Origin of the sequence: Nocardioides lentus (assembly GCF_039529515.1) — a bacterium.
In the GTDB taxonomy this organism is placed as follows: Bacteria; Actinomycetota; Actinomycetes; order Propionibacteriales; family Nocardioidaceae; genus Nocardioides; species Nocardioides lentus.
On the sequence record NZ_BAAAMY010000002.1, the window covers coordinates 147,839 to 169,857 of the forward strand.

A 22,019-nucleotide genomic window follows, 5' to 3' on the forward strand; every position below is an offset into this window, starting at 1 on the left:
ATGCGGCCCCTGCCGTTCCTCGCCGTCTCCCTCACCCTCGCGGCCGCCCTGGTCGCGTGGGGCGAGCGGGCCGGTGTCTTCCTGCACGACCTCACCATCGCCCTGAAGGAGCGGCCCCGTGGCTGACCTGCCCACCTGCCAGCTGAAGTGGCGTCTGCTGCTGCCCGTCCGGCAGGCCAACGGCTCCACGACTTACGTCCCCCCGGACTCCGGCACCGGCGTGGTCTGGATCAGGCCCCCGAAGGCCCTCAACCGGATGCCCGTCACGGGCGCGACGAACCCGTTCACGCTCGCGCCCCTCTCGCAGCGGTGCGAGTTTGACGGCGACGGCTGGCTCATCGACACCGTCCGCGACGCCGCGGGCTCTGTCATCGGAGCCGGCGACCGGATCATCGAGGTCCCCGACCTCGGGTCGGACCTCCTTGCATTCCCCGTCCCCCGCGACCACGAGGCGTGGCGCGTGGAGGTGCAGGGCGTGAAGGTCGGCGGTCGCGACTTCCGGGTCGACTCGTTCCCGATCCACCCGCTGCCCGACGTCGTCACCGACCTCACCAAGCAGGTCACCGTCCAGGTCGGCGGCGGTGTCGTCATCAAGCCCGGCCCACCGGGTCCTCCCGGCCCCCCATCGACTGTCCCCGGCCCTCCCGGAGCGCCCGGTGGCTCGGATGCAGCGACCGCGCAGTGGATCAAGGAAGGCCCGGAGACGAGCAAGGTCGTCGTGGCCCGCAAGCCGACCGCGACGCCCAAGGCCTACGGCATCAACACCTCCGAGGCCAACAAGATCGGGCCCCTCGCGGACAACTACAACGTCCGCGGGGGCGAGGAGGGCAGCCCCCACGAGATCGGCAACTCTCGGCTCGCGGACGTCTCGGGCTACGACAACAAGATCTGGCACGCGATCGTCGCGGCCGTCGTCCACGGCTACCACGTCATCGCCGGTGGTGTGGGCGGTCACGTCGCCGCCCTGGGTGGGTCGCTCCACGCCCTGTTCGGCGGCTACACCACCGTCGGTGGCGGCACCGCGAACCGGGTCCTCGCCGCGAAGGGCACCGTCGCCGGCGGCGACGAGAACAGCGCCGGCACGAACGCCATCACCACCCTCACCGCAGCCGTCGCAGCCGGGGCCACCACCGTCACCGTCGCCGACGTCACCGACATCGCGGTCAGGCAGACCATGTACCTCGGCCTCGGCACCCCCGCCCTCGACAACGGCCAGGGCCCCCTCGAGATCGCGCGCGTCGCGAGCATCGACGGCAACGTCCTGACCCTCGACACCTTCCAGTCCGTCGCGACCACCGACGAGACCGGCGCCCGCACCGGCACCGCGCTGGTCGCCGCTCACCCCAACGGTGCCCGGGTGTTCTTCTCGGACGGCACACGCACCGGCGGTTTCGTTGGCGGCGGGTTCCTCAACGACGTGCTCGGGCAGTTCGCCGGCGTGCTCTACGGCCGGGAGAATCGCGCCGCCGGGCAGTACTCGGGTGCGTCCGGCTTCCAGTCCTGGGCCGAGGGTGTCGGGACGGTGGCGCACGGCCTGTGGGCCCGCGCCCGGACCTACGGCGCCCGCTCCCATGCCGCGACCCGGGTGGCCCAGCGCGGCGACCGCCAGTCCAGCACCCTTCAGGTCTCCGCCGCCACCACCGACGGCGCCACCGCCGTCAACATGAACCCCGTCCGTTCCGGCGGCACCATGCACCAGCTCCTCCGCGGCCAGCTCGTCGCCGTCACCGCCCACGTCATCGGGACCAACGCCGACGGGACCGTCCGAGCCCACTACGTCGTCGACCACACCGCCCGCTACGGCGCGACCGGGAACTCCGCGTGGCTGGGCACGCCGATGCTGCGCACCGTCTACGCCGACACCGGCATCGGGGGCCTGTCGTACACCGCCGGATCCTCGGCCGGGTTCATCAACATCAGGGTCACCGGGAAGGACGGAACGCCGATGGAGTGGCACGCACGCGTCGAGCTCACGGAGGTGCAGGTCTGATGGGCGACCTCGACCTCGGCGGCGGAACCCTCCGCGCCGGCGGCATCGACGCCCCCGGCGTCTCCGCGCCGCTCATGGCGGTCACGGCCGCCAACCCAGCCCCACCCGCCACCACCGTCTCGACCACCGCGGTCATGGCCGGGCTCGCGGTCCCGTTCACCCCGAAGGTCGGTGGCACGGGGAAGGTGCTGGTCATGGTCACCGGCACCGCTGGCACCCAGACCGGCGCGTCGATCGCGTCGGTCTCCGCGAGGTACGGCACCGGTACCGCCCCCGCGAACGGCGCCGCCGCAGCCGGTGCGTCGACCCCGTCCGGTGAGAAGCAGTGCCGGGCCCCCGCCGCCGCGACCACCCCGGCGACACCGTTCGCGATCATCGACACCGTCACCGGCCTCACCGCTGGGACGGCCTACTGGCTGGACCTGTCGTACAAGACCGCCAACGCCGCCAACGCCGCTGTGCTTGGGACCCTGTCGGTGCAGATCGTCGACGTGCAGTAAGCGAAGAGATGCGCCTCAGCTAGCCGCCATCAGGTGAGAGTCGATGACCATTGGCGTGATCGGCTCAAGGCCGAGGGTGTGTGCCTCAGCAGGACGGATGTGGTTGAGCTCCACGGCCCACTCCTCATCCCAATCGACCTCAAGCAGGATCCGATGCGTCTTGCCGTCAACTGACCGGACCACAGCATTGCGGTACTCGTCCTCGAGCTCGTCGTGAACGCGAACGCGAGAGCCCACGTAGACACGCTGCTCGATGAGCCGAGCATCGGTGACCAGCGAGCCGTCGCGAGTCACATCGTTGAAGTCAACTTCGAGAGTCAACATGGACTTAGGTCACGCCTCCTTCGCGGGGTTTGGAACGGGATCTGAGAAGCACGCGAACCACGCCTCAACGTCAGATTCTTGCACGGGTTCGGGGAACGCGATGTGGTAGTGGCACTCCGCCTCGTCGCCGCTTCGTTCGTCGAGAAGGTCGTACCCGGCCTCTTGTAGGGCGTCGAGACTGGCAACCTGAACTTGCTTATGCACCATCGGGTAGTCCTCGCAGATGGCGTGGAGAACCTCTGACTCATCTGCTGGTGGAACCACATCGGCGGCGCCGACAGACATCTTCCCAGGAGCGCCGAGGCCCTCTATCCGTCGCAAGCGCGTCACTACTGCAGCAACATCTTTGTGTGCGCCGCCTCGCACGACGATTGCCGTGCAGGGGTCGAGCTCGCCGCTCACAGGTCGGTGAAGGTCGCGCGGAGCAGCGGGGCAGCGTCCTCGTGTGCTGCCAGTCCGATCCTCCTGAACATGCACTCCGTGAAGCTCACCCGGTAGAGGCCAACCGTCCCCGTTACGCGCGTCCGACGTCGAGGGACCGGCCAGATCAACGCGTCGACGTCTGGCGCGTCGAAGTTGCACCGACTGATCTGCACGTCTTCGAGGGTGAGCAGCACCGCCGGCCCAACGACTTCGCAGTTGTCGAAGACGGTGTCCACGATGTCGACCGTCGTGACGGTGAGGTCCGCGATTCTCACGGCCTGGTTGCGATACTCGCGGCGCTGCACAGGTCTCTGAGTCACTCCGGCAGACTAGTCATGGAGGCTCCGGCGGTCACTTGCAACCAGGCCCGATCGCCCCGCCAAGACCCCATGTCATGGGGCGACTTCGTCTCGTTAGTGGATCTGGTGGGCCCCGCCACCGCCGATACTGCCGCCCATCTCGCTGATCGCGCGGCGCAGCGCGTCCTCCGCACGCGCCTCGTGCTCAGCGCGAGCTTCGGGAGTCCGCCCATCCGCGAACTGAGCTAGCTGTGCCAGTGCTCCTGCGAGTTCCGTGATTGCCTTCATGCGCGTGGACCCTACGCCCGTGAGTGCCGCAATGCTGCCGCCCTCACGGCTGCGATCTGCTCAGCGTGCTCGCGGCGCACCCACCACTTCCCGCCGTACTTCGTCGCGGGGATCCGGCCCTGTCGGGCCCGGGCCTTCACCCAGGGCCGTGACAGGCCGAGGACGGCGGCGGTCTCGTCGGTGTCGAGCCACACGTGCTCGTCATCGGGTGGGGAGCCGTGGACGGCGCGGCGAGCGGCGGCCGCGGCCCTGGCGGCGCGCTGCTCCTCGAGCACGCCGGCGAGTTCGTCGACGGACGCGGCCCCGACCGACGGCGTGCCCCGGTCCCGTGGCCCGGGCCGGCGCACCAGCTGGCCGCGCCGCAGGAGCGTCTGCACGTGGCTGGGCGAGCACCCGAGCCGGCGGGCGGCCTCCACCTGCGTCACCCAGGCGTCCCGGTCGTCCACGAGGTCACCGTAGATCCAGGAACGCCTGCGCGACCCCCTCCGCCGACGTAGCGTCGGTGTCACGTCGCCGCGCTCCCGCACTCGGGGCGCGACGCGGCTGGCCGCCGGGCCGTCCTGCGCCTATCCCCCCGGGCTGCGGGAGCGGCCCGCTGGTCCATGTTCTGGGGTCGTCGCCGACTACTGGGGGGTACGCCGGCGGCGGCCCCTGACGTGTCCGTTGAGCCGCGCGCTCGGGCCACATTGCGTCGCCCAAGCCCCTCGTCTGGACGATGCAACTATGCGTAGGCTCTGCTAGCCGCCTCACCGGGACTCCATGCCGGGTGGGGCGGCTTCGTTGCGTCTGAGAGGTGCGCGCACGGGACGGCGGTTGCTCGCCGGACGCTGCTACGGTCCCGCTCATGGTCCAGGCGCCGCCGCAGCCATCTACTCGACACTCGCTGATCACTGCGGTCTTTGCTGCGATCGCTGCGATCGGTGGGTCGATCAACTTCGTCTCGGCCCGGCTCGACGGCGAAGCGGGTTGGGGACCGCTCTTGTTGCTTGTCAGCTTCGGTGGGCTCGCGTTGATCAACGCCAGGATGTACTTCCTGGCCCGAGCCCGTGAGAACCGCGTTGAGTGACGCGCAGGCAGGGCGCCCTTCGAGGGGGGCACTGCTGGGCATCGGGATAGTCGTGCTCCCGACGTGCGTGGCGGTCCTGTGGTTCGCCCGCGACCTTGGCGGGTGGACGGGATTCGTGGTCCGGTTCACGGCGATGACTGCCCCAATCTTCGCCCTGGCGGGCGCCTCTCTGCGGGCCCATCACCGGCAGAAGCCCCGCTGACCACCCACCTGCCCCCACGCCAGGTGGGGCGGCCTTCTGCTACCCGCTCACTGCTCGCAGGCGGTGCCGTCTCGGTCGCGGTCGAGGCTGCGGTAGTTCCGGTTGTAGACCCGTCGAGCTCGCGGCCCGGACGCCGGCCGGGCGCCGCCCTCGTTGACCTGCCGCTGCGCCGCGCGAGCGTTCTTCGCGACCCCGTTGCGCCAGTCGCGGTTCAGCGCGTCGCAGTTTCGGTAAGAGCGGGCCTCCTGCTGGGCCCCGTCCTGCGCGCCGGCGGTGGCGGGCGCCTGCGTCATCGCCACCGTCCCGCCCGCGAGCAGCGCTGTGGTGGCCAGTGCCGTGATCATTCGTCGCATCGTTGGTGTCCCCGTTCGTCCGTGCGGCCCGCTATCCGGACCACGAGCCGACAGCATGCGTGTGCACTGGGGGGTCTGCCAAGGGGGCTTCTCCTGGCGAGACACCCCCCGCTCGGCGGGTGTCTCAACCTGAGACATCGTGAACCCTGTTCAGCGAAATCGGCTGCCCAACGTCGACGACACGCAGCGGCGACCTCGTCGTGCGCGGGCGTCGGGTCGGTCACCGCCTGTCAATCCCCCCCGGCAGACGACCGGCCCGACGCCCCCGCTCGATCAGGATCCCGAGATCAACCTCGGCCGTCTACGGGCTCAGGCCGCGAGTAGGCCGGCTTCAGCATCCCGGCGCGGATCCATGTTGTCTCGACCGTGATCGGGTGCCCGTCGCCGCCGCGGGCGAACGTCACCAAGCCCTCCCACCGCGGTCCCTTCCGGCCGTCGACCTGCCGCCACTCGGTGAGCAGCCCCGGCAGCGGCGGCCGCGGGTCGGTGATCGACTGGTCCCGGTAGTACCAGACGTGCGCGGGCAGGATGACGGCCACGACCGTGACCGTAGCGACGCTCAGGACCGGCGGGAACCTCGACGGGCGTCGCGGATCCGCCGCAGCCGCCGCACCAGCTGCGCGTCGTACACCTCAGCCGCGGGAAGCTCGAGGAGCTCGGCGAGGATCTGCCCGTACCTGATCTCGGAGAACCCGAACAGCTGCCGGATCGCGGCCGGCTTCCCTGACCCGTAGAGCGCCCGTTCGCGGCTGTTCAGCACCGCCGGCGCCTGACCGAGCGACCGGGGCGCCCCGAACGGCTGCCGCTCGAACTCGAGGACCGCGATCTGCTGGTCCGTCAACGTCCCCACGTCCGTCTTCGTGCTCATGGCCGCGACGCTACGACCGCGCGCCGACAGCGATAGTCAGAGCTCGTCGCAGTCCCGGACCCGCTCCGGCACCCCGCGCTCACGCCACCGGTCGTTCTCCTGCTCGCAGGCGATCCGGTCGCGGCGGTCCGCGTCCTGGCGCGACGAGATCCCGCCGACGATCGCGCCGCCGACGAACACCACGGCCACGATCACCACGACAGCGAGGATGATGCCTCGGGCGATGGTCCACGCGGTCACGGGCTGGTCGGCCATCAGTCGGGACACTCAAGGGTGGGACGACCCTCTTGCGCGCGCTCAACGTTCTCGATGGAGCACTCCAGCCCATCGTTCGCCGTGGTGAAGTCGTACACGACCCAGAGGCCCGCGATGACAACGACGATCGCGAGCGCAACCGCCCCGAAGACTCCGTAGGCGGTGAGCCCTTCGCGCTCGGGCGCGCCCGTGGGGCGCAGCTCGCCGGTGCACTGCGGGCACCGGTAGAGCCCGGTCGCGATCTGCGTGCCGCACAGCGGGCAGGGCACCTTGGTCGGCGCGTCAGCCATCGTTCCCCCATGTGGTCGTGAGACCAGGATCGTAGGCGCGCTCCACGGGGAGTGGCCAGGAACGCCCCTGACACGTGGGTACGGTGTACCCACTTCGCGGCGCAACACGGCGAAGCAACCACCCCCAACAGCAGAGAACGCGCAGGTCAGGACGGATCTGGCCGCAGCACACCTGGGGCCGGAATGGGGTTCAAGTCCCCCCTCGGACACCAGCAGGACCTCTCCGGCGGCGAAGGCGGCCCCGGGCCCCCACCGCGCTACGGTGGGGGCCAACCAGCTGTCAGGCCGTGCTCGTCGAGCACGCGGGGCCAGCACGGAAGGTCGGCGTCATGACGACGTCACCATCGACCACGTCCTCCTCGTCCACCGGGGCGGACACCGCCCCCGGGTCCTCCGCGCGCGGACCGCTGCGTCTCGCGCTCCGCGCCCCCGCGCGCGGCACGCCGCTGGACGGGGCCTGGCACCCGCGCTCCCGCGACCTCGCCGTCGAGGTCGCGGACCTCGTCGACCACTTCCCCGTCTCCGCCGGCCGGGTCGGGCGTCTGCTGTTCTCGCGCCCCGACTGGGACAGCGAGCCCGGGGAGCGCAGCCTGCGGCGCATCACGGCGGCCCGCGGCGCGGTCAAGGTCGGCTCGTTCCCGCGCGACGACACCCACCTGATGATCGTGAAGCTCTCCCCCGACCACGCGCTGCGGCTCCTGGTCGTGCCGAGCGAGCTCGACGAGGACACGGCCCGCCGGATCATGGACCGGGCGGTGGCCGACGACAACACCCTCGGTGCGGACGAGCTGCTCGCCGCGGAGCGCCCCGGCTCCTGAGGACCGGGGCGGCGTCACCGGACCGGAGTCTGGAATGATTCCAGAAAGTGGTGCAGACTCGGGGCAGGCCCGAGTCCCGTCCCTACCGCAGGAGGCATCAGGTGTCACAGCACGACCACGAGACCGTCGAAGCGGACATGAACACCGAGGAGGCCGGGGGCTGCCCCGTGCACTCCGGTCGCATGGGCCACCCGACGGAGAGCGCCGACAACACCGACTGGTGGCCCAACCAGCTGAACCTGCGCATCCTGCGCAAGCACCAGCAGGTGGCCGACCCGATGGACGCCGACTTCGACTACGCGGCGGAGTTCGCGACGGTCGACCTCGACGAGCTGGCCCGCGACGTCGACGAGGTGCTCACCACCTCCCAGGACTGGTGGCCGGCCGACTTCGGGCACTACGGCGGCTTCATGATCCGCATGGCCTGGCACTCCGCCGGGACCTACCGGGTGGGTGACGGTCGCGGTGGCGCGGGCGCCGGCATGCAGCGCTTCGCGCCCCTCAACAGCTGGCCCGACAACGGCAACCTCGACAAGGCCCGCCGACTGCTCTGGCCCGTCAAGCAGAAGTGGGGCCGCCGGGTCTCCTGGGCGGACCTGATCATCTTCACGGGCAACCGCTCGCTGGAGACGATGGGCTTCTCGACGTTCGGCTTCGCCGGCGGCCGCGCCGACGTCTGGGAGCCCGACGAGGACGTCTACTGGGGCCCCGAGCGCACCTGGCTCGGCGACGAGCGCTACACCGGTGACCGCGAGCTCGAGAAGCCGCTGGGCGCCGTCCAGATGGGGCTGATCTACGTCAACCCCGAGGGCCCCAACGCCAACCCCGACCCGCTGGCCTCCGCCCGCGACATCCGCGAGACCTTCGGCCGGATGGCGATGAACGACGAGGAGACCGTCGCGCTGATCGCCGGGGGTCACACCTTCGGCAAGACCCACGGTGCGGCCGACCCCGACGAGCACGTCGGCGCCGAGCCCGAGGGCGCCTCCATCACCGAGCAGGGCCTGGGCTGGAAGCAGGGCTTCGGCACGGGCAAGGGTCGCGACACCATCACCAGCGGTCTCGAGGTCACCTGGACCTCGACCCCCGTGCAGTGGTCGATGGGCTACTTCGACAACCTGTTCCGCTACGAGTGGGAGCTCACCAAGAGCCCCGCGGGCGCCTGGCAGTTCGAGGCCAAGGGCGACGAGGCCGCCAACACCATCCCCGACCCAGAGACGGGCGAGATGAACCGCCGGCCCACGATGCTGGTCTCCGACATCGCGCTGATCGCGGACCCGGTGTACCGCGAGATCTCCGAGCGCTTCCACCAGGACGAGGCGGCCTTCGCCGACGCGTTCGCGCGGGCCTGGTTCAAGCTGACCCACCGCGACATGGGCCCGATCGAGCGCTACGTCGGCCCGCTGGTGCCCTCCGAGGAGCTCATCTGGCAGGACCGCGTCCCGGCCGTCGACCACCCGCTGGTCGGCGACGCCGACGTCGCGGCGCTCAAGGAGCGGCTGCTGGCCTCCGGACTGACCGTGCCCCAGCTGGTGAAGACCGCCTGGGCGGCGGCGTCCTCCCACCGCGTCAGCGACAAGCGGGGCGGCGCCAACGGCGGTCGCATCCGCCTGGAGCCGCAGCGCGGCTGGGCGGTCAACGACCCCGACGAGCTCGACCGCGTGATCGGCGTGCTCGAGGGTGTGAAGGCCGACTTCGACGCCCAGGGCGACACGAAGATCTCCTTCGCCGACCTCGTGGTCCTCGGCGGCGTCGCCGCGGTCGAGAAGGCGGCGCGGGACGGCGGCGTCGACGTGACGGTCCCGTTCACCCCGGGCCGCACCGACGCCACGCAGGAGCAGACCGACGTCGCCTCCTTCGCCTGGCTCGAGCCCACCTCCGACGGGTTCCGCAACGTGCTCGGCAAGGAGGGCCGGCTGCCCGGTGAGTACCGCCTGGTCGACCGCGCCAACCTGCTCGGTCTCTCCGCGCCGGAGATGACCGTGCTGGTCGGTGGGCTCCGTGTCCTCGGCGCCAACACCGGCGACAACCCGAAGGGCGTGCTCACCGAGCGCGTCGGCACGCTGTCCAACGACTTCTTCACCCACCTCCTGGCCCCCGGCCTCGAGTGGCACGAGGTCGACGGCGACGACGACGGGTTCGTGGCCAACGACGCCGCGACCGGCGAGCAGCGCTGGACCGGCAGCCGCGTCGACCTGGTCTTCGGCTCCAACTCGGAGCTGCGGGCCGTCGCCGAGGTCTACGCCAGCTCCGACGCGGGCGAGAAGTTCGTGCGCGACTTCGTCTCCGCGTGGGACAAGGTGATGATGCTCGACCGGTACGACGTGGCCTGATCCCGGGCCCGTCGTACGACGGGAACACCGCGGGGCGGTGGTCGGTTCGGGGGTGCATGAGCACCTCCGAGAAGGCCACCGCCCTGCTGCGTCTGCACACCGACCCCGAGCTGTTGACCGTGGTCAACGTGTGGGACGCGATCACCGCCCGGGTCGTCACCGACGTCGACGGCACCCGGGCCCTCGCCACGGCGAGCCACTCCATCGCGGCGTCCCGCGGCTACGAGGACGGCGAGAACATCCCGGTCGCCGAGATGATCGCCGAGGTCGGCCTGATCGCCCGCACGACCCACCTGCCCGTCACCGCCGACCTCGAGGGCGGCTACGGCGACGCCGCCGACACCGTCCGCCGCGCCATCAGCGTCGGGATCGTCGGCGCCAACCTCGAGGACCAGCTGAAGCCCGTGGCCGAGGCCGCCGCCCAGGTGGAGGCCGTCATGGCCGCGGCCGCGGCCGAGGGTGTGCCGGACTTCGTGCTCAACGCCCGCACCGACGCGTTCGTGAAGGGCGCCGAGGACCCGCTGGCCGAGGCCGTCACCCGCGGACGCGCCTACCTCGACGCCGGCGCCCCGGTCGTGTTCGTGCCGGGCAAGCTCGACGAGGCGCAGATCACGACCCTGGTCGAGGCCTTCGGCCCGCAGCGTCTGACCACGATCGCCGTCCCCGGCTCGGTCGCCCCGTCGCGCCAGGCCGAGCTCGGTGTCGCCCGGGTCTCCTACGGCCCGTGGTCCCAGCGCCAGGCCCTGACGGCGCTCGCGGAGCTGGTGGAGTCCGTCCACGACGACGGTGGCCTGCGCGAGGGGACCCGTCCGCTGAACTGACGCGCGAGGGCCCCAGCAGCACCTCCCGGACCGTGGGCCGCACCGGCCACACGGTCCGCGGCGTTTGCAGGATCCGGACAATCGTTCGACACTGAACGGAACGCGCCGTCCGACGGACGGCGCACCGTGTGTCTCCACCTCGGAGAGGAGGCGGCGCCTGCCTCGCGGCGGGCGCCGGTATCGACGTGACGACCTATCAGGACCCCCAGCTCCAACCCGACCCGCAGCACCAGCCGGAGCCCGGCGAGTCCCCCCGCTCCTCGCGCACCGACCGCGCGAAGGGAGCGATCAGCCGTGCGGTGCGCACCCCCGCGGGTCGCGCCCACCCGGCCCTCGACGTCGACCACCCGGTGGACGAGTCCCGCTACCCCCTCGACAAGGTGGTGTTCGGCGTCACCGCCGCGCTCGCCGTCGCGTTCTGCGTGTGGGGCTTCGTGAGCACCGACACCCTGTCGAGCGGGGCGCAGGCGGCGCTCAACGGCACCATGGGCGGCGCCGGCTGGCTGTTCGTGCTCGCCTCCACCGGCTTCGTGATCTTCGTGCTGTGGGTGGCGGCCAGCCGCTTCGGCAACATCACCCTCGGTCGCGACGGCGAGACGCCGGAGTTCAAGACCGTGTCGTGGATCGCCATGATGTTCAGCGCCGGCATGGGCATCGGGCTCATGTTCTACGGCGTCTCGGAGCCGATCACCCACTTCGCCACCCCGCCGCCCGGCACCGGCGACCCGGGCAACGCCGCCGCCGCGGAGACCGCGCTGGCCACGACGCTCTTCCACTGGACCCTGCACCCGTGGGCGATCTACGCGGTCGTCGGCCTCGCCATCGCCTACGGCACGTTCCGCAAGGGCCGCAAGCAGCTCATCAGCGCGGCCTTCGAGCCCCTGCTCGGCAAGCGCGTGCACGGCCCCGGCGGCAAGGTCATCGACATGCTCGCGATCTTCGCGACGTTGTTCGGCTCCGCCGCCTCGCTCGGTCTGGGCGCGCTGCAGATCCGCAGCGGCCTCGAGATCGTCGCCGGGCTCGACGGGCTGGGCAACGCGCTCCTCGTCGGCATCATCGCCGTCCTCACCGCGGCGTTCGTGGTCTCGGCGGTGTCCGGCGTCGCCCGCGGCATCCAGTGGCTGTCCAACACCAACATGGTGCTCGCCCTGTTCCTGGCCGCGTTCCTGTTCCTCGTGGGCCCGACCGTGTTCATCCTCAACCTGCTGCCCACGGCCCTCGGCACCTACGTCGCGGACCTGCCGACGATGTCGGCCCGCTCGGGCGCCGAGGGCGCCGACGTCGAGGCCTGGCTGGCGAGCTGGACCGTCTTCTACTGGGCGTGGTGGATGTCCTGGACCCCGTTCGTGGGCATGTTCATCGCCCGGATCTCCCGCGGGCGCACGGTGCGCCAGTTCGTGACCGGCGTGCTCCTGGTGCCGAGCATGGTGAGCCTCGTGTGGTTCGCCATCTTCGGCGGCGCGGCCATCGACCTCCAGGAGAACGGCGTCGACATCGCGAACGCCGGCGGCCAGGAGTCGCAGCTGTTCGCCACGCTGGCGGAGTTCCCGTGGGCCACCTTCACCAGCATCCTGGTCATGGTCCTCGTCGGCATCTTCTTCGTCTCGGGCGCCGACGCCGCCTCGATCGTGATGGGCACGCTCTCCGAGCGCGGCACCACCGAGCCGAGCAAGCCGACGGTGATCTTCTGGGGCGTCGCGACCGGCGCCGTCGCCGCGGTGATGCTGCTCTCCGGCGGCGCGGACGCGCTGACGGGGTTGCAGAACATCACCATCGTGGTCGCGCTGCCGTTCGTCTTCGTGATGATCGCGCTGTGCTTCTCGCTGGTGAAGGACCTGCGCAACGACCCGATGGTCGTGCGCCAGGAGTTCGCCCGCAGCGCGGTGGAGCACGCGGTGGTCACCGGCGTCAGCCAGCACGGTGACGACTTCGCGGTCGCCGTGCGTCACGACGACTCCGGCGCCGTGGCCGAGGCGTGGAAGCGCACCCACCCGGGTCCGTGCCCGACCGGCGAGCCCGACGACCCGGAGCGCTCCGACGTCGTCGTCGAGCACGACCGCGAGGTCGGCGCGAAGGACTGACGACCGCACGTCGCACGCACGAGGGCCCGGGAGCGAGCAGCTCCCGGGCCCTCGTCGTCCACCTCGTCGACTACCAGCTCGTCGGCAGCGGGCGGCCCTCGGCGTAGCCGGCCGCGGACTGGACGCCCACGACGGCACGCTCGCGCAGCTCCTCCAACGTGCTCGCCCCGGCGTACGTCGCGGCGGAGCGAACGCCGGAGCAGATCTCGTCGATCAGGTCCTCGACACCGGGGCGGGCCGGGTCGAGGTACATGCGGGCGGAGGAGATCCCCTCCTCGTACAGCCCCTTGCGGGCCCGGTCGAACGACGACTCGCCGCCGGTGCGGTGGGCGACCGCGCGGGCCGAGGCCATCCCGAACGAGGTCTTGTAGGCGCGGCCCTCGGCGTCGGTCACGAGGTCGCCGGGCGACTCGTGGGTGCCGGCGAACCACGAGCCGATCATCACCGCCGAGGCTCCCGCCGCGAGCGCGAGGGCGACGTCGCGGGGGTGCCGCACTCCCCCGTCCGCCCAGACCCGGGCCCCCAGGTCGCGGGCCGCCGAGGCGCACTCCAGGACGGCCGAGAACTGGGGGCGCCCGACGCCGGTCATCATCCGGGTCGTGCACATCGCACCCGGCCCGACGCCCACCTTCAGCACGTCGGCGCCGGCGGCGACGAGGTCCTTGACCCCCTCCACGGTGACCACGTTGCCGGCGACGACCGGCACCGTCGGGTCGAGCGCACGGATCGCGTCCAGCGCCTCCAGCATCCGCTCCTGGTGGCCGTGGGCGGTGTCGACGACCAGGGCGTCCACGCCCGCGTCCAGCAGGGCGCGGGCCTTGCCGGCGACGTCGCCGTTGACGCCGACGGCCGCGGCCACCGCGAGCCGGCCGCGCGCGTCGGTGGCCGGGGTGTAGACCGTGGCGCGCAGCGCACCCGCCCGGGTGAGCACGCCCAGCAGGCCGCCGTCGGCGTCCACCGCGGGGGCGAGACGCACGTGGGCGCGGTCGAGCTCGTCGAACGCCGAGCGCGCGTCGACGCCCGCGTCCAGGGTCACGGTCTCGCGGGTCATCACCGAGCCGACCTGCGCGAACCGGTCGACGTCGGCGCAGTCCTCCTCGGTCAGCACGCCCACCGGGCGCCGCACGCCGTCGGAGTCGTCGACGACGACCGCCCCGCGGTGGGAGCGCTTCGGCAGCAGCGACAGCGCCTCGGCGACCGTCTGCGTCGGCGCGAGCGTCACCGGGGTGTCGAAGAGCAGGTGCCGCGCCTTGACCCACCCGACCACCTCGGTGACGACGTCGATCGGGATGTCCTGCGGGAGCACCGTCAGGCCGCCGCGACGCGCGGTCGTCTCGGCCATCCGGCGGCCGGCGATGGCCGTCATGTTGGCGACGACGAGCGGGATGGTCGCGCCGGTGCCGTCGTCGGTCGTCAGGTCGACGTCGTAGCGGCTGGCGACCGCCGACCGGGCGGGCGCCATGAAGACGTCCCCGTAGGTGAGGTCGTACGGCGGGCGGAGGTCGTCGAGGAAGCGCACGGATCGCGAACCTACAGGTCGTAGCCGAACATCGCGGCCGTCGCGCGGGCGGTCGGGTGCCCGGCGTCGAGGTCGGCCCCGAGCTCGCGGAGCACCGTGACGACCGCGTCCTCGCCCTTGAAGACGGCCCCCGCCAGGGGGGACTGGCCGCGGTCGTTGAGCCGGTCGACGTCGGCCCCGCGCTCCCCCAGGCCGCGGACCACCTCCGGGTGCCCGTGGTAGGCCCCCAGCATCAGCAGCGTGTTGCCGCGGGCGTCGGTCAGGTCGACGGGCACCCCGGCGTCGACGTACGCCAGGAGCCCGGCCGCGTCGCCCTCACGGGCCAGGTCGAGCATCCGCTGGGCGAGGGCGACGACCTCGGGGTCGGGTCCGGGGCTCGGGCCTGGTCCTTCCTCGGGCGCGACCATGGCCCCAGTCTGGCACCTGGGGGTGCCCGACCGGGGCCACCCGGTCGAGCCGGGCGTCGTGCCGGGTGCGGCTCCGCAGGGGCCCGGGATCCCCGGCGGCGCCGTCGCCCCGTGAGGCGTGGTCGGGTCGGCTCAGCGCAGGGCGCCGACCGCGGCGACCACGTCGACGAGCCCGGCGCCCTTGTCGAAGGACGTCGAGCCGCCGCCCTCGGCGGCCTCGTAGGGCGCGCCGGAGGAGTACTGGTGGGCGGTCGAGGTGAGGGCCTCCTCGACCTGGGCCGGCGTCGCGTCGGGCGCCGCCTGGAACAGCTGCGCCACGATCCCGGCGACGTGCGGCGCCGCCATCGAGGTGCCGCTGATGGTGTTGAAGGTGCCGACGTCGAGCGCACCCGGCCCGTTGCGCGGGTCCATCCCGGTGCTGCACACGACCAGGTAGGGGCGGCAGGACGAGGTGATGGTGTCGCCCGGGGCGGACAGGTCCGGGTAGGTGCCCTGGTCACCCGCGCGGCCCCGCGAGGAGAACGACGACAGCCCGCCGTCACGGGTCCCCGTGCCGAGGTCGTCGTACGACGCGACCGACAGGACGCCGCCGGTCGGGTCCTGGCCGGGCGGGTTGGTCAGCGAGGTGCTGCCGTCGCCGCCGTCGTTGCCGGCGGCCCACACGGTGACGACGCCCTCGGCGGCCAGCGCCCGCTGCAGCTTGACCGTCGCGGACTGCGGGTCGAGCTCCCCGCCGCCGGAGGGACCGTAGGAGTTGTTGGTGACCTTGATCGGCGGGCACTCGGCGGCGCTGACGCCCGCGCCGCAGGGGGCCTCGTGGTTCTCGAGCACCCAGTTGAGGGCGGCGTCGGCGCCGATGATGAACAGCGCGGCACCGGTCGACAGGGACACGACCTTGGACCCGGGCGCCGCGCCCCGCAGCTCGCCGCCGTCGGTGAGGGTGGTCGGGCGGCCCGACGCGATGCCGGCGACGTGGGTGCCGTGGCCGCCGACCGAGAGCGTGTCGGTGTCGACCGAGGTGCCCACGTCGAGGACCTGGCAGGCCGCCTCGAACGGGTCGCAGACCACCTTCTGGTTGGACACGACGGCCTTCTCGCCGTCGGCGTCCTTCAGGTAGGGGTGGTTCGGGTCGACCCCGGAGTCGATGACGCCGACGCTGACGCCCCGGCCGGTCAGCGCGGTGCCGTCGGCACCGGTGAGGGTCTCCGCCGCCTCCTGACCGCGAGTGGCGAGGTTCGAGGTCTCCTGCGTCAGCTCGACGGGCTGGTTGCCCTCGAGGTAGGTCACGCCGGGCTCCGTGCGGGCCGCGGCGACCTGGGCCGCGGTGCCGCGGGCCACGACGACGCCGATCCGGTCGAAGGACATCGTGCGCTGCAGGCCGCTCGCCGCGACGGCCTCCTCGGCGGCCTCGAGGTCGGTGCCGTGGACCAGCACCGTGGTGCGCTCGGCCCCCGTGAGGTCGTCGAGCTCGCCGGCCAGGAAGCCCTGCACGTCCGCGAGCGAGGACGCCCGTGGGGGCTCGGGGGCGGCGGGGACGGCCGAGGCGGTGGTGGTGGCCTGGGCGGCCAGGGCCGGCACGAGGAGGGCGGCGAGGGCCGCTCCCAGGGCTGCCGGGCGGGCGGTGCGACGCATGGAGGGGTCTCCTGTCGTGGGCTACCGGTCGGTATACCAACGTGCGGGCCCCGCGGAGGTCACGCCCTAGGGTGGTCCCCCGTGGAGATCCTGGACCCCGGCTCGCCGATGGCGCTCGCCGAGAGCACCCGCACGGCGTTCACCGACTGGACCGGGCGACGGCCCGAGGTCGTGGTCCGCGCGCCCGGACGGGTCAACCTGATCGGGGAGCACGTCGACTACGCGGGCGGGCCGGTGCTGCCGATGGCGCTGCCGCACGCGACGTACGCCGCGGCCGCCCGCCGCGAGGACGGGCTGCTGCGCCTGCGCAGTGCCGCCGACGGCGCGGACGACTGGGAGGGACCGGTCTCCGGCCTCGGCCCCGGGTCGGTCCCCGGCTGGGCGGCGTACGCCGCGGGGGTCGTGTGGGCGCTGCGGGAGGACGGCGTCGCGCCCGACGTGCTCCGCGGGGGCCTCGACGTCGCCGTGGGGTCGACGGTCCCGCGGGGGGCCGGCCTGTCCAGCTCGGCGGCGCTGCTGTGCGCGGTGGGGGTCACGGTCACCGAGGCCGCCGGTCTCGGGCTCGACGACGCGCTGCGCGCCCGCGTCGTGGCCGCCGGCATCCGGGCCGAGGCCGAGATGGCCGGTGCCCCGACCGGCGGGATGGACCAGACGGTGTCGGTCTACGCCCGGCGCGGACACCTGCTCCTCGTCGACTTCGGTGCCCCGGACCCCGTCGCCGGCCGCCGTCACGTCGCGTCCGGCGTCGAGCAGGCCGGGCTCGCCCTGCTGGTCGTCGACACCCGGGTCTCCCACGCCCTCGGCGACGGCGCCTACGCCGAGCGCCGCGCCGACTGCGACCGGGCCGCGCGGCTGCTCGGTCGCGCGCACCTCGCCCACGCGGGGCTCGACGAGGTCGCCGGCCTGCCCGACGACCGGGTGCGGCGCCGCGCCCGCCATGTCGTCTCCGAGACGGCGCGGGTCCACGAGGTCGTCGCCGCGCTCGAGGCCGAGGACTGGGCCGGCGTCGGCCGGGCGATGGACGCCTCCCACGCCTCCCTCCGCGACGACCACGAGGTCTCGGCCCCCGAGCTCGACGTCACCGTCGAGGTCGCCCGGGAGGCCGGGGCGCTCGGGGCGCGGATGACCGGCGGCGGGTTCGGCGGCTCCGCGATCGCGCTGGTGCCGCGCGAGCACCTCCCCGGCGTGGCGGCCGCCCTCGCCGCGGCGTACGAGGGGCGCGGCTGGCGCGCGCCCCACCTGCTGCTGGCGGAGCCCGCCGCCGGCGCCGCCCACTGCTGAGCGGCCCCGGGCCTCAGCCGGGCGGGCGGTCCGTGGTCCCCGCGGCCCGTCGCCCTGCGCGGATCACCTCGGTCGAGTGCGCGAGGTGCGACCGGACCGCGTCCAGGGAGCCGGCCCGGACCTCGCGCAGGTAGGCCCGGTGCTCGGCGGCGAGCGCCCCCGGCCCGTAGTGGGGCCGGACGTGACGCAGCAGCAGGAGCAGCTCGGCGTCGAGGGCCGCGTGCGCCTCCGCGATCCGGGGGCTGCCGGCGGCGTCGACGAGCGCGCGGTGCACGCCGGCGTGCGCGCGGGCCGTGGCGGCCCAGTCGGCGCCGGCCTCGGCAGCGGCGAGCTCCGCCAGCGCGGCATCGAGGGGCCCGGTCACCTGCGGCGGCCAGGCGCTCCCGTGGGTCTCGAGGAGCAGCCGCACGGCCTCGGTCTCGAGGGCGCAGCGCAGCTGCTGCAGCGCGACGAGCGCGGCGTCGTCGAGCTCGGCCACGCGCGCCCCGCGGTAGGCGACCGGGGTGACGAGGCGCTCGGCGGCCAGGGTCGCGAGCGCGCTGCGCAGGGTGTGGCGGGAGACCCCGTGGCGCACGGCCAGCTCCTCCTGCCGCAGGGGGGTCCCGGGCGGCAGGTCCCCCTCCAGGACGGCACGGCGCAGCTCGGCCGCCAGGGCCGCGGCCGTGGTCGGGCCCGGGTCAGGCCGGCGCGAGGGCACGGTCCACCCCCCGGCGGGCGGGGGCGGTCAGCACCACGAGACCCAGGGCGATCAGCAGCAGGCCCGCCGTCGCGGGGGCGGTCAGCCGCTCCCCCAGGACCAGGAGGCCCAGCAGGGTCGCGGTCAGGGGCTCGGCCAGCGTGAGGGTCGAGGCGGTGGTGGCCCGCAGCCGGGCCAGGCCCCAGCCGAAGAGGAGGTAGGCGACGGTGGTCGTCACCACCCCGAGCCACACCACGAGCAGCAGGCCCCGGGCGCCCAGCAGCGCCGGGCCCGTCGTCGCGAGCAGCAGCGGCACGCCGGCGAGTGCCGCGACGCCGAACATCGAGCCCATCGCCGTCACCGGCCCCCAGCCGCGGTCGAGCAGCAGCTTGCCGGCGACCGCGTACAGCGCGTACGCCGCCCCGGCCCCGACCGAGGCCAGCACCCCGCCCGCACCCACCGCGCCGGGTCCCCCACCCGCGCCCGCGTCGGCGCCGCCGACGAGCCCGCCGACCAGCACCACCCCCGCCAGGGCGACCGTCGTGGCCACGACCCAGCGACCGGTCGGCCACCGGCGGCGCACCAGACCCTCGAGGAGGCCGGTGGCGACCGGCGCGGTGCCGAGAGCCACCACGGTGCCGACCGCGACGCCGTTGGCGGAGGTCCCGGCGAAGAAGGCGGGCTGGTAGGCGAGGACCCCGACGGCCCCCAGCGCCACGAGGCCCGGCACCACCGGACGCGCGGCCCGCCCGCCCGCAGGCGCCCGCGGCTCTCGACAGGCCGGGTCGGACGCCTGCCGCCGGCGGGCCACCGTCACCAGGGCGAGCAGCCCCAGCAGCCCTCCGCCCAGCGCGATCCGCGCGGCGCCGACCGCGAGGGGCGAGGCGTCGGTGTCCGCGAGGGCGACGGCGCTGCCGGTGCTGGCGAAGCAGACCGCGGCGGCCAGGACCGCGAGGTGGGGCAGGACCGTCACGGGGAAATTGTTACACAATCCGCCCTGCCAGCGCGTGCGGCCCTCAGGTCGCGCGCACGCCCACCTGCCCCTCGCGGAACGCCTCGACGAACAGGGCGTGGTCGGTGCGGACCTGCTCGGCGTAGGCCAGCCCGAAGTCGACGACCCACTCCGTGAACTCGCGCCGCCGCCCGCGCAGGCTGCGCTCGACGGCGTCCTCGACCTGGAAGTCGACGAGGGTCTGGTCGGAGTCGGAGTCGGACGCGCAGTGGATCTTGGCGGTGGCCCGCCCGAGGTCGGCGACCACGCCGTTGATGTCGTCCGGCTCGGTGAGGTCGCCCCAGTCCAGGTCGATCTCGTACGGCGAGACCTCCGAGACGACGAACCCGACACCGTCGATCTCGGTGTGGCCGAGCAGCGGGTCGGTGTGGGCCTGGAGCGCCCGCTGCGACACGACGGTCCGCTGGCCCTCGTGGTCGAAGTAGGCCTCGACGGCCTCCTCGTCGACGAACCGGCTCATCGCCGGGGTGTTGGCCTGCTTCATCGACAGCACCACGTCGTTGTCGAGGGCCTCGCTGTAGCCCTCGACGAGGAGGCTGTACGCCGGGAGGCCGGCGCTGCCGATGCCGAACCCGGACTTCCCGACCACGTCGTGCAGCCGGTAGAAGAGGTCGCGGTCGAAGCGCTTGTGGTCGGGGATGGTGCGCAGGTAGTCGCGGAAGGCCTTCTCGACCCGGCGCCGCTCCGGCGCCCCGAGGCGCCGGGTGGTGGCGTCGTCGCGGAACGTGCGGTCGCCCTTGCTGGTGGTCGTGAGCCGCGCGAGCAGGTCGCCGCGCTTCTGCTGCCGCGCGACCTCCAGGGCCGCCAGGATCGGCCCCTGGGTGTTGTCGAGGCGCAGCGCGAAGTCCTGGTCGTCCTGGGTGTCGCGGTAGCGGTCGACCTGCCCCAGGTAGCCGCGCAGGTACGTGCGGACCAGCCGGCGGACCTCGTCGGTCGGGAGCGCCTTCTGCCAGCCGACGAGGGCGAGCGAGGCCGCGAACCGGCGCAGGTCCCAGGTGAAGCTGCCCAGGTAGGCCTCGTCGAAGTCGTTGACGTCGAACACCAGGCGGCCGTCGGAGTCGAGGTAGGTGCCGAAGTTCTCCACGTGGAGGTCGCCGTGCACCCAGATGTGCCCGGACCGCTCGTCCGCGTAGGGGTCCTCCTGCCCGGTGACGTCGGCGTAGAACAGGCAGGCGGTGCCGCGGTAGAACGCGTGGGGGTCGGCCGACATCTTGCGGAACTTGCCCCGGAAGGCGACCGGGTCGGCCTTCATCAGGGGCGCGAACGCGTCGCCCAGCGTCGAGACGATGGTCTCGGTCCGCGCACGGGCGCGGTCGGTCGTGGTGCGGCTCATCGGGTCTCCCGGGTGCTGGTGGTCTCGGTGGTGGGTGCGGGCGGCGGCCCGGAGGCCGGAGCGGGGCGGGGCGGTGGGCCGCCGGGGCCGGAGCCGGGAGGCCATCCGGGGGGTCCCTCGGGGCGTGGCCCTCGAGGCGGGCCGGGTGGCGGGCCGGGAGGTCGCGCCGGCGGCGGGCCGCCCGGCGGGCGTGCGCTCGGCGGGCGCTCGGTGGGCGGGCGGACCCCGGAGGCACGCAGCTCCAGCGCGGCGAGCTCGCGGACGATGGCCGGGTCGCCGTCGCGCCAGCGCTCGGCGACGTCGTCGCCCACCCGGCGAAGGGCGGCCAGGGGCTGGCGGGCCAGGGCCCGCAGCGCGAGCAGGTCGAGCTCGGCGGCGCCGAGCGGGGACCGTCCCCCCAGGCGGCGGACGGCGAAGGACTCCCGCACGAACGCGATCCTCCCCGGCAGGTAGACGAATGCGATGAGGGCGACCGGGAGCACGGCCACCACCACCCCCGCCCAGAAGGCGAGCCGGTCGACGGCCGCGGACGCGTCGGCGCCGGCGTCGGCCATCGTCCGCGCCCCGTCGGCGGCGTCCTCGAACGGCGTGGCGACCTCCCCCCCGACCAGGGGCACGCCGCCGAGGAACTCGCCGGCGGACTCCAGACCGCCGCCGAGCCCGGACCCGGCCCGCTCGACGTCGTCGGCCGGGCCGGCGAGGCCACCGACCGCGTCGTGGACCCGGGTCGCGAGCCACACCGCCGCGACGAGGACGGCGACGAACAGCAGGTCACCCAGCACCTGGCGGGCGAGGCGCGCGGGCTGGGCGGCGTACAGGCTCATGGGGGCATCCTTGAGCACGGGCACTCACGCGGTCGAGTACGCCGGCCGGTGGGTCGGGCGCGGTCGCGGCCGCACGCTGGTCGCCATGACCTCCACCGAGAAGAAGACCCCGTCCTCGCCCACGACCACCGCCTTCTACGCGCAGGCGGCCATCTCCTTCGGGCTCGCGCTCGTCGCGATGGTCGGGGCCGTGCTCTACCTGCCCGTCGACCCGTGGATCCGCGCGTTCCTCGCCCTCGGCACGCTGTACCTGACGACGTCGGCGTTCACGCTCGCCAAGTGCGTGCGCGACGCCCAGGAGAGCCAGGCGGTCATGACCCGGCTCGACCAGGCACGGGTGGACGCGATCCTGAGCCAGCACGACCCGTTCCGCCCCCTGGCGTGAGCCGGTGCGTGCTTGAATCGACGGAATCCACCCCGACGC

26 protein-coding genes are annotated in these 22,019 nt (G+C 73.4%); 10 read left to right on the forward strand and 16 right to left on the reverse strand.

Features of this window, described 5'->3' with window-relative positions:
- Genes ABD158_RS04280 through ABD158_RS04290 form a run of 3 tightly spaced genes read left to right on the forward strand, consistent with a single transcriptional unit; the run spans window position 1 to window position 2,490 of the window.
- Entirely contained in the window at window positions 1-126 is a 126-nt protein-coding gene (locus ABD158_RS04280) for a hypothetical protein (RefSeq protein WP_344004206.1), read from the forward strand.
- Window positions 119-1,990 (forward strand): hypothetical protein, encoded by a 1,872-nt coding sequence (locus ABD158_RS04285; protein WP_344004208.1) that lies wholly within the window; start codon window positions 119-121, stop codon window positions 1,988-1,990. Before ABD158_RS04280 ends, ABD158_RS04285 begins: the two co-directional genes overlap by 8 nt.
- Window positions 1,990-2,490 carry a hypothetical protein gene (locus ABD158_RS04290; RefSeq protein ID WP_344004211.1) on the forward strand — a complete coding sequence of 167 codons (501 nt, stop codon included), beginning with the start codon at window positions 1,990-1,992 and terminating at the stop codon, window positions 2,488-2,490. Before ABD158_RS04285 ends, ABD158_RS04290 begins: the two co-directional genes overlap by 1 nt.
- Window positions 2,491-2,505: 15 nt before the next feature.
- On the opposite strand, the gene ABD158_RS04295 is transcribed toward ABD158_RS04290, so the two are convergent.
- The 4 genes from ABD158_RS04295 to ABD158_RS04310 all read right to left on the reverse strand — a co-directional run bounded on the left by ABD158_RS04295 (window position 2,506) and on the right by ABD158_RS04310 (window position 4,270).
- Window positions 2,506-2,814, reverse strand: coding sequence for a hypothetical protein (locus ABD158_RS04295; RefSeq protein WP_344004213.1), 309 nt, complete (start codon window positions 2,812-2,814; stop codon window positions 2,506-2,508).
- 9 nt (window positions 2,815-2,823) lie between these two features.
- The gene (locus ABD158_RS04300; protein ID WP_344004216.1) at window positions 2,824-3,216 is read right to left on the reverse strand and encodes a hypothetical protein; all 393 of its coding nucleotides are present in this window, start codon (window positions 3,214-3,216) and stop codon (window positions 2,824-2,826) included.
- Complete coding sequence (locus tag ABD158_RS04305) at window positions 3,213-3,557, reverse strand: hypothetical protein (protein WP_344004219.1); 345 nt, start codon at window positions 3,555-3,557, stop codon at window positions 3,213-3,215. Before ABD158_RS04305 ends, ABD158_RS04300 begins: the two co-directional genes overlap by 4 nt.
- A 278-nt stretch (window positions 3,558-3,835) precedes the next feature.
- Window positions 3,836-4,270, reverse strand: coding sequence for a helix-turn-helix domain-containing protein (locus ABD158_RS04310; protein WP_344004221.1), 435 nt, complete (start codon window positions 4,268-4,270; stop codon window positions 3,836-3,838).
- Window positions 4,271-4,668: 398 nt separating this feature from the next.
- Between ABD158_RS04310 and ABD158_RS04315 the strand changes: the two genes are divergently transcribed.
- The gene (locus ABD158_RS04315; protein WP_344004224.1) at window positions 4,669-4,890 is read left to right on the forward strand and encodes a hypothetical protein; all 222 of its coding nucleotides are present in this window, start codon (window positions 4,669-4,671) and stop codon (window positions 4,888-4,890) included.
- A gap of 249 nt (window positions 4,891-5,139) precedes the next feature.
- Here ABD158_RS04315 and ABD158_RS04320 read toward each other — a convergent pair whose 3' ends face one another.
- The 5 genes from ABD158_RS04320 to ABD158_RS04340 form a co-directional block, all read right to left on the reverse strand.
- Entirely contained in the window at window positions 5,140-5,436 is a 297-nt protein-coding gene (locus ABD158_RS04320; protein ID WP_344004226.1) for an excalibur calcium-binding domain-containing protein, read from the reverse strand.
- 296 nt (window positions 5,437-5,732) lie between these two features.
- Window positions 5,733-5,984 carry a hypothetical protein gene (locus ABD158_RS04325; protein WP_344004229.1) on the reverse strand — a complete coding sequence of 84 codons (252 nt, stop codon included), beginning with the start codon at window positions 5,982-5,984 and terminating at the stop codon, window positions 5,733-5,735.
- Window positions 5,985-6,004: 20 nt separating this feature from the next.
- Window positions 6,005-6,313: a DUF3263 domain-containing protein gene (locus tag ABD158_RS04330; RefSeq protein WP_344004232.1), complete on the reverse strand. Its 309-nt coding sequence runs from the start codon at window positions 6,311-6,313 to the stop codon at window positions 6,005-6,007.
- A gap of 36 nt (window positions 6,314-6,349) precedes the next feature.
- Window positions 6,350-6,568, reverse strand: a complete 219-nt coding sequence (locus tag ABD158_RS04335) for a hypothetical protein (protein ID WP_344004235.1) — start codon at window positions 6,566-6,568, stop codon at window positions 6,350-6,352.
- A complete protein-coding gene (locus ABD158_RS04340) occupies window positions 6,568-6,858 on the reverse strand; it encodes a hypothetical protein (RefSeq protein WP_344004237.1) in 291 nt (96 codons plus the stop codon). The genes ABD158_RS04335 and ABD158_RS04340 overlap by 1 nt, the downstream gene beginning before the upstream one ends.
- A 329-nt stretch (window positions 6,859-7,187) precedes the next feature.
- On the opposite strand from ABD158_RS04340, the gene ABD158_RS04345 reads away from it, so the two are divergent.
- The 4 genes from ABD158_RS04345 to ABD158_RS04360 all read left to right on the forward strand — a co-directional run bounded on the left by ABD158_RS04345 (window position 7,188) and on the right by ABD158_RS04360 (window position 12,911).
- A complete protein-coding gene (locus tag ABD158_RS04345; protein WP_344004239.1) occupies window positions 7,188-7,676 on the forward strand; it encodes a DUF5994 family protein in 489 nt (162 codons plus the stop codon).
- Window positions 7,677-7,813: 137 nt separating this feature from the next.
- The gene (katG, locus tag ABD158_RS04350) at window positions 7,814-10,009 is read left to right on the forward strand and encodes a catalase/peroxidase HPI (protein ID WP_344005297.1); all 2,196 of its coding nucleotides are present in this window, start codon (window positions 7,814-7,816) and stop codon (window positions 10,007-10,009) included.
- A 56-nt stretch (window positions 10,010-10,065) separates the two neighbouring features.
- A complete protein-coding gene (locus ABD158_RS04355) occupies window positions 10,066-10,830 on the forward strand; it encodes an isocitrate lyase/PEP mutase family protein (RefSeq protein ID WP_344004241.1) in 765 nt (254 codons plus the stop codon).
- Window positions 10,831-11,015: 185 nt separating this feature from the next.
- Window positions 11,016-12,911, forward strand: a complete 1,896-nt coding sequence (locus ABD158_RS04360) for a BCCT family transporter (RefSeq protein ID WP_344004243.1) — start codon at window positions 11,016-11,018, stop codon at window positions 12,909-12,911.
- 70 nt (window positions 12,912-12,981) lie between these two features.
- Here ABD158_RS04360 and ABD158_RS04365 read toward each other — a convergent pair whose 3' ends face one another.
- The 3 genes from ABD158_RS04365 to ABD158_RS04375 form a co-directional block, all read right to left on the reverse strand.
- Window positions 12,982-14,430 (reverse strand): GuaB1 family IMP dehydrogenase-related protein, encoded by a 1,449-nt coding sequence (locus tag ABD158_RS04365; protein WP_344004245.1) that lies wholly within the window; start codon window positions 14,428-14,430, stop codon window positions 12,982-12,984.
- 11 nt (window positions 14,431-14,441) lie between these two features.
- Window positions 14,442-14,837, reverse strand: a complete 396-nt coding sequence (locus ABD158_RS04370; RefSeq protein WP_344004248.1) for an ankyrin repeat domain-containing protein — start codon at window positions 14,835-14,837, stop codon at window positions 14,442-14,444.
- A gap of 132 nt (window positions 14,838-14,969) precedes the next feature.
- Window positions 14,970-16,469 (reverse strand): S8 family serine peptidase, encoded by a 1,500-nt coding sequence (locus tag ABD158_RS04375; protein ID WP_344004250.1) that lies wholly within the window; start codon window positions 16,467-16,469, stop codon window positions 14,970-14,972.
- A gap of 81 nt (window positions 16,470-16,550) precedes the next feature.
- Here ABD158_RS04375 and galK point away from each other — a divergent pair, with 81 nt between their 5' ends.
- Window positions 16,551-17,750, forward strand: a complete 1,200-nt coding sequence (gene galK / locus ABD158_RS04380) for a galactokinase (protein WP_344004252.1) — start codon at window positions 16,551-16,553, stop codon at window positions 17,748-17,750.
- Window positions 17,751-17,763: 13 nt separating this feature from the next.
- Here the strand turns inward: galK and ABD158_RS04385 are convergent, their stop codons facing one another.
- From ABD158_RS04385 to ABD158_RS04400, 4 genes are read right to left on the reverse strand one after another with little or no spacing between them, the layout of a single operon-like run.
- Window positions 17,764-18,447 carry a GntR family transcriptional regulator gene (locus ABD158_RS04385; RefSeq protein ID WP_344004255.1) on the reverse strand — a complete coding sequence of 228 codons (684 nt, stop codon included), beginning with the start codon at window positions 18,445-18,447 and terminating at the stop codon, window positions 17,764-17,766.
- Window positions 18,428-19,399 carry an EamA family transporter gene (locus ABD158_RS04390; RefSeq protein ID WP_344004258.1) on the reverse strand — a complete coding sequence of 324 codons (972 nt, stop codon included), beginning with the start codon at window positions 19,397-19,399 and terminating at the stop codon, window positions 18,428-18,430. Before ABD158_RS04390 ends, ABD158_RS04385 begins: the two co-directional genes overlap by 20 nt.
- A gap of 43 nt (window positions 19,400-19,442) precedes the next feature.
- Entirely contained in the window at window positions 19,443-20,771 is a 1,329-nt protein-coding gene (locus ABD158_RS04395; protein ID WP_344004261.1) for a DUF2252 domain-containing protein, read from the reverse strand.
- On the reverse strand, window positions 20,768-21,595 hold the full coding sequence (locus tag ABD158_RS04400) for a hypothetical protein (protein ID WP_344004263.1): 828 nt from the start codon (window positions 21,593-21,595) through the stop codon (window positions 20,768-20,770). Before ABD158_RS04400 ends, ABD158_RS04395 begins: the two co-directional genes overlap by 4 nt.
- Window positions 21,596-21,680: 85 nt before the next feature.
- Here ABD158_RS04400 and ABD158_RS04405 point away from each other — a divergent pair, with 85 nt between their 5' ends.
- Complete coding sequence (locus ABD158_RS04405; RefSeq protein WP_344004265.1) at window positions 21,681-21,980, forward strand: YiaA/YiaB family inner membrane protein; 300 nt, start codon at window positions 21,681-21,683, stop codon at window positions 21,978-21,980.
- The last annotated feature ends 39 nt before the right edge of the window (window positions 21,981-22,019 follow it).